Source organism: Bradyrhizobium australafricanum, from assembly GCF_020329495.1.
Classification (GTDB): Bacteria; Pseudomonadota; Alphaproteobacteria; order Rhizobiales; family Xanthobacteraceae; genus Bradyrhizobium; species Bradyrhizobium australafricanum.
This window is the reverse complement of the sequence record NZ_JAGKJL010000003.1, coordinates 85036-99235: the sequence shown is the minus strand read 5'-3', so window position 1 is coordinate 99235 and position 14200 is coordinate 85036. Positions and strand designations below refer to the sequence as shown.

Sequence of the window (14200 nt, the reverse complement as noted above, 5' to 3'; positions counted from 1 at the left end):
GCGCCAACGCCCGTTACGCCGCCTTGCCCGCTGCCTGCCGTTGCCGCAGGAAGCGGCCGAGCAGCCTTCGCTTACCCTTGCGCGGGATCAGATCGACGTCGCTGACCAGTTTGGCGCCGCCCTTGCGGCGCTCCAGCACGATCTTGCGGCTATGGAACGCTTCGAGCTCGACGCGGTGGGCGACGCTGACGATGGTCGCCTTCGGCAGTTCCGTCGTCACCGTCTCCATCATCTTGTCCTGGCTCTTCTCGTCGAGCGCGGACGTCGCCTCGTCGAGCACGACGATGTCGGGGGCGTGCAGCAGCAGGCGGGCAAAGGCGAGCCGCTGCTTCTCGCCGCCGGACAGGGTCTGGTCCCACGGCGCGTCCTCCTCGATCTTGTCCTTGAGATGGTCGAGGCCGACCTTGTGCAGGGCACGGCTGATCTCATCGACGCTCCAGTCCTCCGCCGCACCCGGATAGGCCACTGCGCGCCGCAGCGTGCCCGAGGGCACGTAGGGCTTTTGCGGCAGCATGAACAGGCGGCGGTCCGCGTGCAGGCCGACACTGCCGCCGCCCCACGGCCACAGGCCGGCGATGGCGCGCACCAGCGTGCTCTTGCCGGTGCCGGATTCGCCGGCGACCAATAGCCGCTCGCCCGGTTCGATCACCACTTCGGTCTCGCCGACCACGGCGGTGCCGTCGTCCAGCGTGACGGAGAGATCGTTGAGGCTCAGCATGGCCTCGCCTTCGGTCTCGCCGCGCTCGATGCGGCCGAAGCCGTCGCCGGTCTCGGCGCGTTCGAGCCCGTCAAGCGACATCATCAGCGAGGCGATGCGCCGTGCGCAGGCGTTCCAGTCGGCGAGCCGCGGATAGTTGTCGACCAGCCAGCCGAATGCGGTCTGCACGATGGTGAAGGCCGAGGCCGCCTGCATCACCTGGCCGAGCGACATGCTGCCGTCGAGGAACTTTGGCGCACACAGCAGCAAGGGTACCACCGGCGCAATGAGATTCGATCCCTGCGACACCAGCGTCGTGCGCATGTGCTGCCCAGCGAGCCGCGCCCATTGCCGCAACACGTTCGAGAACGTCTTGTCGATGCCGTCGCGCTCCTCGGTTTCGCCGCCGAGCAGCGCGATGCTTTCGCCATTCTCGCGCACGCGGGTCAGGATGTAGCGGAATTCCGCTTCCGCCTGGTTCTTGTCCTCGGAGATCTGCGCGAAGCTGCGGCCAATCGCCGTGATCGAGCCCGACGCAACCGCCGCATAGATGATCGCGGCAATGACCAGGAAGCCCGGGATGCTGATCGACGAGCCGCCGAGCGTCACCGTCAGCGCGCCGCCGATGGTCCAGAGCACGGCGATGAAGGTGACGGCCGAGAGCAGCGCCGACGTCACTCCGGCGACGAAGTCGACCGGAGAATCGGTCGCGATCCGCAGATCCTCCGCGATCCGGTACTCCGGATTCTTGTGATCGCCGTCGACGAGGTTGAGCTGGTAGTAGCGGCCGTTCGTCAGCCAGCGCGAGACGACGGCGTTGGTCAGCCAGGCGCGCCAGCGCCGCTGGATGCCCATGCGGCCGAACACCTGCGCGACCCCCAGCAGCACGCTGCCGATCGCGAGCGGAAAGAAGATGGCCGTCAGGTGGAAGACACTGGCCGCGTCGCGCTTTTCGATCGCATCGAAGATCGCGCGATTCCAGACATTGATGCCGTACTGCACGGCGACATTGGCGACGATCAGCAGCAGCAGGCCGATCGTGAACAGCCACGCCAGCCGGTCGCCGCTCCGGCCCCAATAGCCGCGTGCGCTGATCCAGAACCGCGTCAGCAAATAGTCCTTGCGCGCCTGTTCGGCCTCTTCGGCCGATAGCTCGGGATCGGGCTCGACGATTTCCGGCGGCGGCGGTTCGACATCGTCGCCGTTCTCGGCGATCACCTCGACGAATTCCGACTTCTCATCCCCTTCGCTTGGCGCGGGATCCTTGCGCTCTTGATCGGCCGCCTTTGCGCTCGCTTTCCGGGACGATGAAGTCCTGGCCGACGACGGCCCGTCCGACGATTTGGATCTTGCCTCAGCTTTGCCCATGGCACGATAACGCCAGGCAAATTACCCGGTTCCGCCCGGCTTCCGGCGGTCAGTCGCGCGGATTGCAATGACAAGTCCCTGCTACAACATCCGCCGCGGCGTATGGGTCCCGGCCTTCGCCGGGACGACGAGTGGAAGGAGCGGTGTGCTATATTCTTCGGTGTCATCTGTTTAGTCCGGGGACATGGCTGACACCTGTTCGGACACATCACTGACAGGTTGGCGGTTGGTCAAGTCGATTGATGCGACCTGCCAGCTGGCGAAGAAGACGCCGTAATGGCCGTCGCGATCCAGCGGCCTGATGGCAAGCCGTTCGCGCGCGAAGGCCTGTGGAACCTTCCAGAAGCGTCCCTTGAAGGAGATGTAGGGCCTCGTCGATGAGACCCTGCGCACGGTCTCGCCGCTGTCGTACTCGATTTTCGGGACGCGGGCCGGCATAGCGCGGGCACTGGGTCGGAAGCGATCGGCGGGAACGTGCATATCAAGGCCTTGGTGAGGGCGCTGCAGATTGTAGATCGGCCGCCAGGCATCCAAGGCACGCTGGACTTCCGGTAGGGTGCGGAAGCGGCGCATCGCAAAGACCTCGGCCTTCAGGGTGCGATGGAAGCGTTCGTTCTTGCCGCGGGCCTGCGGGTGGCAAGGCCTGGCATGCACCACCCTGACGCCAAGCTTGAGCAGCCAGACCTTCAATCCGGTCCAGCGAATGCCGGACGTATCGCCCCATGGTGAGCCGTTGTCGGTGTAGAAGGCCTCCGGCAAACCATAGCAGCGGAACGTCGTCGTCAAGTGATCCTGCACGGTGAAACGCTGCTCGTCGGCGCAGGCCTTCAGGCACAGGACATAGCGCGAGTGATCGTCGACGATCGTTAGCGGATGACACCGCGTTCCGTCGGCGAGCGGCAGGTGGCCCTTGAAGTCCATCTGCCACAGTAGATTGGGAGCTTCCTTCTCGAAGCGGTGCCCTGGATTTGGCGGCGCGTTCTCGCTCGGCTTGACCCTCACTGCGCTTGGGCATCGCATGCGGACGCCGGGATCGGTCAGCCAGTTCCCGATCACCAGCCTGCCAGCGCCGCAGCCATTTGTAGCCAACGTCAGGGCTGATGTTGAACCGTTGACACAGCTCGCGCCGGTTGGCGCCTTCCTGCAATGCCAGCCGCACGAACTCGTGGCGCTGATCCATTACTGACACCTCACTCCACGGCATGGACGGCCTCCCGAATCGGACCAATCCAGCCAATGTTGATGTGTCAGCTATGTCTCCGAACACCCGTCAGTGATCTGTCCGGGCTAAACACTCGTGCCGGGCATCCACGTCTTTGGCGGTTGCTGCGAGCAAGACGTGGATGGCCGGGACTTGACCCGGCCATGACGATGCCGAAGGAACAGCGCACGCCGCCCGCGAGAGGCGTTCGCCCTAGACCCGCTCCAGCGCCCGCTCGAAATCCTCGATCAGATCGTCGGGATGCTCGAGCCCGGCCGAGAAGCGAATGAAACCTTCGCTGATGCCGAGCTCGGCGCGGGCCTCCGGTGCCAGGCGCTGATGCGTCGTGGTCGCGGGATGCGTGACCAGGCTCTTGGCATCGCCGAGATTGTTGGAGATGCGCGAGATCTTCAGCGCGTTGAGGCAGCGGAAGGCGCCGGCCTTGCCGTCCTTCACCTCGAAGCCGACCAGCGTCGAGCCGGCGCCCATCTGCTTCTTCACCGTCTCGGCCTGCGGATGATCGGGGCGGCCCGGATAGACCAGCCGCGTGATCTTCGGATGCCTGGCCAACGCCTCGGCGATCTTCGCCGCGTTCTCGGTCTGCGCGCGAACGCGGACGCCGAGCGTCTCCAGCCCCTTCAGCAGCACCCAGGCGTTGAACGGCGATAGCGACGGCCCGGTCTGGCGCATGAAATTGTGGATGTGCTCGGCGATGAAGGCCTCCGACGACAGGATGACGCCGCCGAGGCAGCGGCCCTGGCCGTCGATATGCTTGGTTGCGGAATAGACCACGACGTCGGCGCCGAGCGACAGCGGGCTCTGCCAGATCGGCGTCGCAAACACGTTGTCGACGATCAGCCGGGCGCCGCCGCTATGCGCGATCTCTGCGATCGCGCCGATGTCGAGCACGTCGAGCGTCGGATTGGTCGGGCTCTCCAGGAAGAAGGTCTTGGTGTTCGGCCGCAGTGCGCGCTGCCACTGGTCGAGATCGAGGCCGTCGACCAGGGTCGTCTCGATGCCGTAGCGCGGCAGCAGGTCCTGCACCACGTAGAGGCAGGAGCCGAACAGGGCCTTCGAGGCCACCACATGATCGCCGGCCTTCAGCGGCGCGAGGATCGCGGTGGTCACCGCGGCCATGCCGGTCGCGGTCGAGCGCGCGGCTTCCGCGCCCTCGAGCTCGATCATGCGGCGCTCGAACATCGCGATGGTCGGGTTGGAGTAGCGCGAATAGATGAAGCCGGGGTCCTGGCCCTTGAAGCGCGCCTCGCATTGCTCGGCGGTGTCGTAGACGTAGCCCTGGGTGAGAAACAGCCCTTCCGACGTCTCCCCGAATTGCGAGCGCAGCGTGCCGCCATGGACGAGGCGGGTTTCGGGACGAAAGCGGGCCGTGGTTTCAGATTCAGACATGTGACCTCCGAGGTGGCCATTTCCCCTGGAGAATGGCCACAAAAAAACCGGCCTGGAGCAACCTCCACAAGCCGGGATCACACTGTCCCCGGCCTGTTTAGCGACTTATTTAACGTGGCTGCAAGCCGGCCGGCTCAAATCACCACGGGATAAGTGCAGCTGATATTCCCTCGCGCCCTTTCCGTCAAGACGGTCATCGGATAACCCGTAAAAGCCCATATTTTGGGGCTTGATGGCCGCCTGGAGTATGATTTTTGGGCCATCTCGAGGGATCGCCGAGGGACTGCATCGTGTCGTTCACGCTGGAAGATGAATCCAACGGAATCCTGCCCGACCGCATGATCGCGGAGATGGCGGAGGCCGGCCTCATTCTGCCCGCCTACGACTTCGTCGAGAGCCAGATCCAGCCGGCCAGCCTCGATCTCCGCCTCGGCGACATCGCCTACCGGGTCCGTGCCAGCTTCCTGCCGGGACCCGATGCCACCGTCGCCGAGCGGATCGACGAGCTGAAGCTGCACGAGATCGATCTGTCCGACGGCGCGGTGCTGGAGACCAACTGCGTCTACATCGTGCCGCTGCTGGAGAGCCTGGCGCTGCCGCCGGAGATCGTGGCCGCGGCCAACCCGAAGAGCTCGACCGGACGGCTCGACGTCTTCACCCGCGTGATCGCAGACGGCACCCGCCGCTTCGACATGATCGGCGCCGGCTATCACGGCCCGCTCTACGCCGAGATCAGCCCGAAGACGTTTCCCGTGCTGCTGCGCGAGGGTTCGCGGCTCAGCCAGGTCCGCTTCCGGATCGGCGAGGCGACGTTGACCGCCGACGAGCTCGATGCGCTGCATGCCGCCGAGCGGCTGGTCGATATCGACGATGCCGATCTCTCCGATGGCGTTGCGCTTTCCGTCGATCTCTCCGGCGAGAGCTCGGGCGGCTTCGTCGGCTATCGCGCCAAGCGCCATACCGGCGTGGTCGATGTCGATCGCCGCGGCGGCTATGCCGTCGACGACTTCTGGGAGCCGATCAAGGCCCGGCCCGACGGCAGTCTCATTCTCGATCCCGGCGAGTTCTACATCCTGGCGTCGAAAGAGGCGGTGCAGGTGCCGCCGGACTACGCCGCGGAGATGGTGCCGTTCGATCCGCTGGTCGGCGAATTCCGCGTCCACTATGCCGGCTTCTTCGATCCCGGTTTCGGCTATGCCGGCGCCGGCGGCAAGGGCGCGCGCGCCGTGCTGGAGGTGCGCTCGCGCGAGGTGCCGTTCATCCTCGAGCATGGCCAGATCGTCGGTCGCCTCGTCTATGAACGCATGCTCGAGCGTCCCGATGCGCTCTACGGCCAGCGCATCGGCTCGAACTATCAGGCGCAGGGCCTGAAGCTCTCCAAGCATTTTCGCGTGTAATTCCGTTTCGCGTGCGCTTAATTCCGTAGCCCGGATGAAGCGCTAGCGAAATCCGGGACGCTGCATACGCGCATTGAGCTGCCCCGGATTGCGCTTCGCTCCATCCGGGCTACGATTGCGCGCGCGAGGCTTTATCTCGCCAACAAGAACAGCGGGAGCAGACATGACCGGAGAGCAGGACGCGCGCGAAACGCAATGGCGGAAGTGGCGCAGCGTCGCCGATCTCTATCATGCCTTCTTCACCGGGCTGATCCTCACCGTCGTCACGCGGCGCGGCACGGCTGATGCAGCGGAATTTGTCTTCCGTGTGTTTCGCCGCCAGCAGCAGGAACGCTTTCTCCCCGGCTTGAAGAAGCTCGGCCTCGACGGCCTGCCGCCGGCGGTCGCGGCCGCGCAATATCATTACCTCTCCAACTGGATCGGCGGCGTGCATGTCGAATACATGTATGAGACGGATCGCAAGGCCTGGATCCGCTATCCGCCGCCGCGCTGGATCTGGAAGGGCACGGCGATCTGCGGCGTGCCCGGCGAGGTCTCGCGCGCGATGCTGCGCGGCTGGCACGCCAACAACGGCGTCGCGCTCGGGGATTTGCGGCTCGGCTTCGTCTGCACCAAGCAGAGCGTCGACGGCCAGGACGGGCTCGAGGGCTATTACTGCGAGTACGATCATCCGCTCGAGCTCGACCAGCGCCTGGTGTTCGCGCGCCATATCGAGGCGCCGCTATTCGATTCCAGAACCGCGCCGGCGCTGCCGGTCGACAGCTGGCCGAAGCCGCGGCTGGAAAAGGCCTATCGCAACTACGCGATGGAATATGTGAAGACGGCCGCGCCGGTCATCGTGCAGGTGTTCGGCCCCGAGGATGCGAGCTACCTGCTGCATCTCACCGGCAGACTGATTGGCATGCAGTATTTTGATGAGGTCGCGCAGGCGCTCGGCGGCAGCCGTGGCCGTGCCACGGAATTTGCCGCATTCCTGCGCACGCTCTTCGAGTCGCAGGATGATGTCGCTGACATCAGCGAGTCCGAGGGCCAGTTCGAAATTCGCCAGCAGGGCTGGAAGCTGATGGCCGATGTCGCCGACTATCATCTGCGCCAGCGTGCTGACCGGCCTGTTCGAAGGGTTGGCCGCCGGCTGCGGGCGGCATATTCCGGTGCATCTGAAGCCGAACAGCACCGCCAGCGCGCCGTTCGTGTGGTCGATCGGCTAGCGCCAAGGTTCATCCGGGTTCACCTGCAATCGCGCAGGCCCCCCTTGCGTCCCGCGCACGTGGATTCCGCCATTGCCATGGTAGGGAAACACCATGGCGCGGCTCCCCAGATCGCGCGTGGGAGTAGAAATGTCCGATCTCGGCCTCGCCGAAATTCCTGTCGACGAACAAGAGCGGCCGCTGCCGCCGCCGGTGACCAAGCCGGCGCGCAATGCGCTGCTCGACGGGCCGATCCTGCGCACGCTTCTGTGGCTCGCCTGGCCGAATGTGATCGCGCTCTCCGCCGGCACCTGCGTCGTGATCGCGGAGACTTCGTATATCGGCCGGCTCGGCGTCGAGTCGCTTGCGGCGATGGCGCTGGTGTTTCCCTGCGTGATCCTGACCATGACGATGTCCGGCGGCGCGATGGGCGGCGGCGTCGCGTCCGCGATCGCGCGTGCGCTCGGCGCCGGCGAGATCGAGCGCGCCTCGACGCTCGCGATGCATGCGCTGCTGATCGGCCTGACCTTTGGTTTGACGTTCATGCTGGGCATGCTGATCTTCGGTCCGCGCCTGCTCGAACTGCTCGGCGGCCGCGGCAATGTGCTGGCGCAGGCGATCGCCTATTCGCAGGTGTTCTTCGGCGGCGCGATCCTGCCCTGGCTGATGAACACCATGGCCGGCATCCTGCGCGGCACCGGCAACATGAAGCTGCCGTCGACCATGATCCTGTCCTCGGCGGTGTGGCAGATCATTCTGGGCGGCACCCTCGGGCTCGGTCTCGGTCCGGTGCCGCAATTCGGCATGCGTGGCGTCGCGGCGGGTTCGCTGATCGCCTATTCGATCAGCATCAGCGTGATGGGCTGGTATCTGTTCTCGGGCCGCGCGCGCGTGAAGCCGAAACTCAAGGGGCTGCGCGTGCAATGGGCGATGTTCATCGACATCCTCAAGGTCGGCGCGGTCTCCTGCTTCTCGCCGTTGCAGTCGGTTCTGACGATCTCGATCTTCACCCACATGCTGGCGCAGTTCGGCACCGCGGTGCTCGCCGGCTACGGCATCGGCGCGCGGCTCGAATTCATGCTGACCTCGGTCGCCTTCGCGGTCGGCATCGCCTCGGTGCCGATGATCGGCATGGCGGTCGGCGCCGAGCGCGTCGCGCGGGCCCGGTGCATCGCCTGGACCGCGGGCACGGTGTCGTTCCTTGCGGTCGGCGTGGTCGGCAGCTTCATCGCCGTTTTCCCCGACCTCTGGGTCAATCTGTTCACTAACGATCCGCACGTGCGGGCGACCAGCCATCAATATCTCTCGACCGCCGCGCCGATGTACGCGTTCATCGGCCTTGCGATGTCGATGTATTTCTCCTCGCAGGGTGCCGCGAAGGTGCTGGGTCCGGTGCTAGCGCAGACCGCGCGGCTGATCTTCATCGGCGCCGGCGGCTGGTGGCTGTCGACGCACGCGGCGAGCGCGCAGAACTTCTTCGCACTCGCCGCCGCCTCGATGGGCGTGCTCGGCGTGCTGTCCTGCCTCAGCGTGATCTTGACGCGCTGGGGCAAGTCGGCACCGGTCGCAGAAGTGCAGCCGGCGCTGTCTTGAGCCGCTGAAAGTGCCGTCTCGGCTCTCACACCGTCGTCCTGAGAGAATGTGCATGTATTCAGCGTCGTCCTGGCGAAAGCCAGGACCCATTACCCCAACCGTTGGTTGTTGTGCGACGTTGGGGCCACTGTCGCATGCTCAATCAAATTCGGTGGTTATGGGTCCTGGCTTTCGCCAGGACGACGGCGTGGAGAGGCCGCTCGCTACAATTCTCACACCGTCATCTCCGCGCAAAGGCGACCTTTGCGCGGGGGCGACGGTGATAAAGTTTCCGGCCGCCAGCCCTGCTACGCTGCGTTCTTCGCCGACTTGGCCATCGCCGCCTGCATCGCCGCCGCGCCGAGGTCCATTTGCGCGTCCATGTAGGGCGCGACCTCGTGCGGCAGCACGTCGGCGATCCACACCACGCGGCAGCGCGCGTCGCCTTCGGCGAACACCTGTACCGACGCGGAATGCTGCTTCAACCGCTCGCTGCTGATCGCATAGACCAGTCGCTTTCGCTGGTCGTCGCAATCGACCAGCGTTTCGCGCGCCACGGTGCCGTTGGCGAAAGTGACGGTGCGGACGTCGCCGTCCAATTGCGTGTCGGTCACGAAGCCCGGCACCAGCCGCGTATGCAGCGCGCCGAAATCGCGCAACGCGTCCCAGACATGATCTGCCGGCGCGTCGATCGGGATATCCTTGTGAATGGAAGCCATCGTTCAATCCTCGTTGGTTTCAGATGTGTCGTCATTGCGAGGAGCGAAGCGACGAAGCAATCCACACCGCAGCAGGCGGAAAGATGGATTGCTTCGCTCCGCTCGCAATGACGGCGGAGCTGTGGTGTGCTAGGTCGACACCGCCTCGACATTGTTGCCGTCGGGGTCGAGCAGGAACGCCGCGTAATAGGTCGGGCTGTAATCCTTGCGATGGCCCGCCGCGCCGTTGTCCCTGCCGCCGGCTTTCAGGCCTTCGGTATGGAATGTCTTGATCGCGTCGTGGCTCGGGGCACGGAACGCAACGTGCGCGCCGCCCTGGGTCTTGCCCTTGTGCAGATGCAGCCAGAGCGCGGGCTCGCCCTTCGGGCCGAAGCCGGCGCCGCTGTCGTCGCGCGAGCAGAGTACGAAGCCGAGTGGCGCCAGCACCGCGGTGTAGAAGCGCACGCTGGCGTCGAGGTCGGCAACGCGCAATCCGATATGGTCGTACATGAGGAAATCTCCAGTCGCTAAGCGCATCGAAAGACGCGCGGACGGGAGTAGCCTAGCTATTGCAGCGCGAGACGTTCTTGGAAAATCTTGCGGTCGCCGCGCGAGGCCCGGCGGAACTTCAGCGGCGAGGCACCCGCAGCGCGGTGGAAGCTGCGCACGAAATTGGAGAGGTCGCCGAAGCCGACGTCATAGGCGATGTCGGTGACCGGGCTGTCGTCATCCGCGAGCCGCCGCGCCGCATGGCGCAGCCGCGAGCGCACGAGATATTGATGCGGGGTGACGCCGAGCACGGCGGAAAACAGCCGCAGAAAATGGAAGGTGCTCAAGCCGGCCTGTTCGGCGGCATCGTCGAGGTCGATCGTGCGGTGTGAATTGGCGTCGATCCACAGCGCGGCCTCGACGGCGCGGCGGCGATCGCGCAAGCCTGCGGTGAGCGGCTTTGCCTTGCGGTCGGATACCAGCTCGACAAGGCGGCTGGTGAGGAGGTGACCGATCTCGTCGAGACCGACGTCGCTGTTGCCATCTGCCGCCGTTTGCGCGAGCTCGCCGATCACCATCAGTTCCGGCAGCGGCGGCACGGACCCGACCTGCCAGACCGCCGCGCGGTCGCCGATGGTCTCGACCAGCACCGGGTCCAGGAAGAACGACAGGCATTCGTCGCCGACCACGTGGTCGTGCGTGCAGGTGTATTCATCGCCGGGATGGCCGACCAGGATCGAGCCTGCCACCAGCTCATGGAAGCGGCCGCGGCAATGGCAGCCGAAGCTGCCGCTGCGCACATAGGACACGGAATGGCAGGCGAACTGCTCGGCGAACGGCTTGTCGCCGGGTTCCGCCGTGCAGCGAAACTCGTTCACCGTGATGCGATCGCGCTGCAGCAGCGTGGTTCGGACCATACCCGGGATTTAAGCTTGCGGCCGGAGCCGTGCAACGGGCAGCAGCACATCAAAAAGGGTCTTGCTGGTGGTCGGCTGGGCGCCCTCGATCGAGAGCAGCCGCCGCTTCGAGATGCTGCCGCCGTTCGGCGAGATCCGGTCGGCATAATTGCCTGCCTCGAGCACGCGGTGGCAGGGCACCATGACCATGAAGGGATTGCGGCCGAGCGCCTGTGCCACCGAATAGACCGCGCCGGACGCGCGCAAGGCGCTCGCCACCTCGTCATAGGTCCGGGTTTCGCCGCGGGGAATGGTGCGGACAAACTGGTAGACGCGCGCGTTGAACGCCGGGATGCCGCTCATGTCGAGCGCAACGCCGGCAAGGTCCCCAATGCCGCCGCGCAAGCTCGCGGCGATGCCCTCGATCGCGACAGCGACCTCCTCGGGAGGCCGCATCTCGCGCGCGTCAGGATAAAGCTTGAATAGCCGCTTGCGGGTCTCGATCTCGCGCAGCTCCGGAAGCTGCACGCCGGCCACGCCGAGCTCGCCCCACGCGATACCGCATCGGCCGATCGCCGTGTCGAAAATGGTATACCCACGCCCCGCCATGACGCCACCAGCCCCCATGCGCGCGATCCTAGCATTGTCGCCGGCGCGCGCATCCGGAATCTTGACGTTCGGTTAAGCATGCCGTGGCTCGGTTGCGCGCGGGCCGGCGAGCCTCCGGTCACGCATCTTAAAGGCTTTGCTCGCTATCTGGTCGTCAGCATGCTGCTCCACGGTACGATCGGCGGAACGATGACCAGCACCGGCGCGGATGGGGCGCGCGGCAGCACAGCCGTGGCCGGGACATCGGCCGGGCGTCTTCATCCGCTGTTCGCATTGCTGCTGCTGGCGTTGGTCCTGCGCCTTGCGGCCGCGCTCTGGCCCAACGTGATGTATCCGGACGAGATCTTTCAGTATCTCGAGCCGGCGTGGCGGATGCTCGGTCATGACGGCATTTTGACGTGGGAGTGGCGCGAAGGCATTCGCGGCTGGTTCCTGCCGACATTGCTGGCCGGGCCGGTCGCGGTGGGCGGCTTGATTGCGCCGGGCGGCGAGGGCGCTTTCCTGGTGCCGCGCCTGGTCGCCGCAACAGCGGCGCTGTCGATCGTGGTCAGCGCCTGGTACTTCGGTGCACGGATCTCGCGAACCCATGCCATCGTCGCGGCGTTCGCGGCTGCGGTCTGGTTCGAGTTGATCCTGCTCGCGCCGCACACATTGGGCGAGCCATTGGCGACGGCGCTGATCGTGCCGGCGGCGCTGCTGGCGACCGGCCGTCCGTCGCCGCGGCATCTGGCGATCGGCGGCGCGTTGCTCGCTTTCGCCTTTGTCTGCCGCTTTCAGTACGCGCCGGCCATCGCCGTGCTTGCGCTCGGCGCCTGCTGGATGCGTTGGCGAAACCTGATTCCGCTGATCGCGGGCGGTCTCGCCGCGCTGATGCTCACCGCCGCGATCGACCTTGCGCATGGCGCCGTGCCGTTCGCCTGGCTGATCGGCAACATCAAGGAAAACCTGCTGCACGATCGCGCGACCGAGTTCGGCGTGACGCCGCCTTCGGCCTATCTCGTCAACTTCCTGATCGTGTGGTCGGCGGCGATCGTATTGCCGCTCGTCGCGATCTGGCGCGGCGCGCGCCATGCGCCGCTGTTGCTGGCCGTGGCGCTGGTCAACCTCGTCTTCCACAGCCTGATCGCGCACAAGGAATACCGCTTCGTCTTCCTGTCGGTGGCGCTGTTCATCATCGTCGCGGCGCTGGGATCGGCCGATTGGGTGCAATGGCTGCGCGCAAAACCCGGGTGGCGCCGCTGGGCGTTGCCGATCGTCACCGGCGGCTGGGCCTTGCTCTCGGTGACGCTCGCCGGCGCCAGCGAAGGGATGCGCGACTACTGGACGCGCGGTGTCGGCGCGGCGCGGCTCGCCGCCGAACTGCGCAGCGATCCGCAGCTGTGCGGTCTCGCACTTTACAATGTCCGTTTCCAGCTGTTGCCAGGGCGGGAACGATTGGTCGGCCCAGTGCCGCTTTATGCGCTCGAGCCCGCCGATCCGCTCGCCGAGCTGATCCTGCCGCCGCTGTTGCAGGCGACCAGGCCGGCCTTCAACCGCATCCTCGCGCGGCCCGCGGCCGCCGGTGATCTGCCGGCGGATTATTCAAGGCAAAGCTGTGCCCGCGTCGGCATCGTCGATGCCTGCATCTATGCACGAAGCGGCACCTGCGACGCATCCGCGGCCGCGGCTTTTGTCATCAATGACGTGCTCGTGAGGATGGGCCACTAGCGGGGGCGGTGCGGCGATCGGCTCCAATGCGCGCTTGATCCGCTGCCGCCGCCCGGGCTATGGTCCGGCCGGTCGCACCGGGTAGGGCGACCTCAAGCAATTGAGATCGCGGGCGTAGTTCAATGGTAGAACGGCAGCTTCCCAAGCTGCATACGAGGGTTCGATTCCCTTCGCCCGCTCCAGCCTTCAGGCAAATGTCGCGGGACAGTTTGTCGGCATGGCAATGTATTTGGCGACAGCAGGAGACGTGACGTGAGGTTGCTTGGAGCGCTGCTGCTTGCGCTGGGCGCGCTTTGGATGACGAGGCCGGCATCCGCGCAAATGTATGATCCGCGCTATCCCGTCTGCATGCATGTTTACGGTGAGTTGGTCGGCGAGCGCATGGACTGCATCTTCACGTCGATAGATCAGTGCCAGGCCAGCGCTGTGGGCATGCCGGCGACCTGTCTGGTGAACCCCTATTATGCGCCAAGGTCGGCGCGTCCTTACCGGCCTGAACGATGACCTTTCCACCCGTTATCGCGAGCGTCATTTGAGATCAAGGCATGGCATGGTGGTACTACGCGCTCTTCGCGATCGTTCTGCTCGGATGTTGTGCATTGGTGGTTCGCGCCCGCCGCGGCAGCAATGAAAGAGAAGACGAGGAGCTGAACCGGCGGATCGACGAGCGCGTCGATCGGCTCGATCTCACCCGGCGCAATCGCGACAGGGATTCCTGACCCAGGGGATCCGCAGACGGCCTTCCGTTATTATCCCGGGATATTACGGCGATCTGTTCACGCAACGTGCGCGCCTAACGACCCGTACTCGACCTGTTCTTCTCACAACGCGCAGTTATGTTTCCGTAGTTCTCCGCGTTTGAGAACGAAGTTCCGCCGGAACGATGTCGCGGGTTCCGGCATTGGTCGAATAGAGCCGACCGACCTCCGGCGAGAACGGTCGGTTCAAGCCCGCGCCTGGCCGTTCCCTCTC

General features: G+C 65.5%; 11 protein-coding genes, 1 tRNA gene, 2 pseudogenes and 1 riboswitch. Of the genes and pseudogenes, 7 read left to right on the top strand and 7 right to left on the bottom strand.

Annotated elements, in window-relative coordinates:
- Window positions 1–13: 13 nt before the first annotated feature.
- The 3 genes and pseudogenes from J6525_RS03950 to J6525_RS03940 all read right to left on the bottom strand — a co-directional run bounded on the left by J6525_RS03950 (window position 14) and on the right by J6525_RS03940 (window position 4673).
- A complete protein-coding gene (locus J6525_RS03950) occupies window positions 14–2065 on the bottom strand; it encodes an ABC transporter ATP-binding protein/permease (protein ID WP_225642222.1) in 2052 nt (683 codons plus the stop codon).
- A 171-nt stretch (window positions 2066–2236) separates the two neighbouring features.
- Window positions 2237–3269: pseudogene (locus J6525_RS03945) on the bottom strand (integrase core domain-containing protein).
- A gap of 210 nt (window positions 3270–3479) precedes the next feature.
- Window positions 3480–4673, bottom strand: a complete 1194-nt coding sequence (locus tag J6525_RS03940; RefSeq protein WP_225642220.1) for an O-succinylhomoserine sulfhydrylase — start codon at window positions 4671–4673, stop codon at window positions 3480–3482.
- 76 nt (window positions 4674–4749) lie between these two features.
- Window positions 4750–4829, bottom strand: a riboswitch (SAM riboswitch).
- 134 nt (window positions 4830–4963) lie between these two features.
- On the opposite strand from J6525_RS03940, the gene J6525_RS03935 reads away from it, so the two are divergent.
- The 3 genes and pseudogenes from J6525_RS03935 to J6525_RS03925 all read left to right on the top strand — a co-directional run bounded on the left by J6525_RS03935 (window position 4964) and on the right by J6525_RS03925 (window position 8850).
- Window positions 4964–6070, top strand: coding sequence for a 2'-deoxycytidine 5'-triphosphate deaminase (locus tag J6525_RS03935; RefSeq protein ID WP_028339061.1), 1107 nt, complete (start codon window positions 4964–4966; stop codon window positions 6068–6070).
- Window positions 6071–6233: 163 nt separating this feature from the next.
- Window positions 6234–7278 (top strand): annotated as a pseudogene (locus J6525_RS03930) (hypothetical protein).
- 129 nt (window positions 7279–7407) lie between these two features.
- Window positions 7408–8850, top strand: a complete 1443-nt coding sequence (locus J6525_RS03925) for an MATE family efflux transporter (RefSeq protein ID WP_225642218.1) — start codon at window positions 7408–7410, stop codon at window positions 8848–8850.
- Window positions 8851–9137: 287 nt separating this feature from the next.
- On the opposite strand, the gene J6525_RS03920 is transcribed toward J6525_RS03925, so the two are convergent.
- From J6525_RS03920 to J6525_RS03905, 4 genes are all read right to left on the bottom strand, one after another.
- Window positions 9138–9548 carry an SRPBCC family protein gene (locus J6525_RS03920; protein WP_225642216.1) on the bottom strand — a complete coding sequence of 137 codons (411 nt, stop codon included), beginning with the start codon at window positions 9546–9548 and terminating at the stop codon, window positions 9138–9140.
- A gap of 129 nt (window positions 9549–9677) precedes the next feature.
- A complete protein-coding gene (locus tag J6525_RS03915; RefSeq protein ID WP_168857618.1) occupies window positions 9678–10037 on the bottom strand; it encodes a VOC family protein in 360 nt (119 codons plus the stop codon).
- A gap of 56 nt (window positions 10038–10093) precedes the next feature.
- Window positions 10094–10933 (bottom strand): helix-turn-helix domain-containing protein, encoded by an 840-nt coding sequence (locus J6525_RS03910; RefSeq protein WP_225642214.1) that lies wholly within the window; start codon window positions 10931–10933, stop codon window positions 10094–10096.
- A gap of 9 nt (window positions 10934–10942) precedes the next feature.
- Entirely contained in the window at window positions 10943–11521 is a 579-nt protein-coding gene (locus tag J6525_RS03905; protein ID WP_225642205.1) for a methylated-DNA--[protein]-cysteine S-methyltransferase, read from the bottom strand.
- Window positions 11522–11599: 78 nt separating this feature from the next.
- On the opposite strand from J6525_RS03905, the gene J6525_RS03900 reads away from it, so the two are divergent.
- The 4 genes from J6525_RS03900 to J6525_RS03885 all read left to right on the top strand — a co-directional run bounded on the left by J6525_RS03900 (window position 11600) and on the right by J6525_RS03885 (window position 13947).
- Window positions 11600–13228, top strand: coding sequence for a glycosyltransferase family protein (locus J6525_RS03900; protein WP_225642203.1), 1629 nt, complete (start codon window positions 11600–11602; stop codon window positions 13226–13228).
- Window positions 13229–13336: 108 nt separating this feature from the next.
- Window positions 13337–13410, top strand: a tRNA-Gly gene (locus J6525_RS03895).
- 70 nt (window positions 13411–13480) lie between these two features.
- Window positions 13481–13732: a DUF3551 domain-containing protein gene (locus tag J6525_RS03890; RefSeq protein ID WP_225642202.1), complete on the top strand. Its 252-nt coding sequence runs from the start codon at window positions 13481–13483 to the stop codon at window positions 13730–13732.
- 41 nt (window positions 13733–13773) lie between these two features.
- Complete coding sequence (locus J6525_RS03885; RefSeq protein ID WP_225642200.1) at window positions 13774–13947, top strand: hypothetical protein; 174 nt, start codon at window positions 13774–13776, stop codon at window positions 13945–13947.
- The last annotated feature ends 253 nt before the right edge of the window (window positions 13948–14200 follow it).

Bases quoted from the DNA above. Each gene is read 5' to 3' on its own strand.
- J6525_RS03925 (WP_225642218.1), top strand. From the start codon at position 7,408: ATGTCCGATCTCGGCCTCGCCGAAATTCCTGTCGACGAACAAGAGCGG.
- J6525_RS03900 (WP_225642203.1), top strand. From the start codon at position 11,600: ATGCCGTGGCTCGGTTGCGCGCGGGCCGGCGAGCCTCCGGTCACGCAT.
- J6525_RS03915 (WP_168857618.1), bottom strand. From the start codon at position 10,037: ATGTACGACCATATCGGATTGCGCGTTGCCGACCTCGACGCCAGCGTG.
- J6525_RS03905 (WP_225642205.1), bottom strand. From the start codon at position 11,521: ATGGCGGGGCGTGGGTATACCATTTTCGACACGGCGATCGGCCGATGC.
- J6525_RS03920 (WP_225642216.1), bottom strand. From the start codon at position 9,548: ATGGCTTCCATTCACAAGGATATCCCGATCGACGCGCCGGCAGATCAT.
- J6525_RS03910 (WP_225642214.1), bottom strand. From the start codon at position 10,933: ATGGTCCGAACCACGCTGCTGCAGCGCGATCGCATCACGGTGAACGAG.
- J6525_RS03885 (WP_225642200.1), top strand. From the start codon at position 13,774: ATGGCATGGTGGTACTACGCGCTCTTCGCGATCGTTCTGCTCGGATGT.
- J6525_RS03950 (WP_225642222.1), bottom strand. From the start codon at position 2,065: ATGGGCAAAGCTGAGGCAAGATCCAAATCGTCGGACGGGCCGTCGTCG.
- J6525_RS03940 (WP_225642220.1), bottom strand. From the start codon at position 4,673: ATGTCTGAATCTGAAACCACGGCCCGCTTTCGTCCCGAAACCCGCCTC.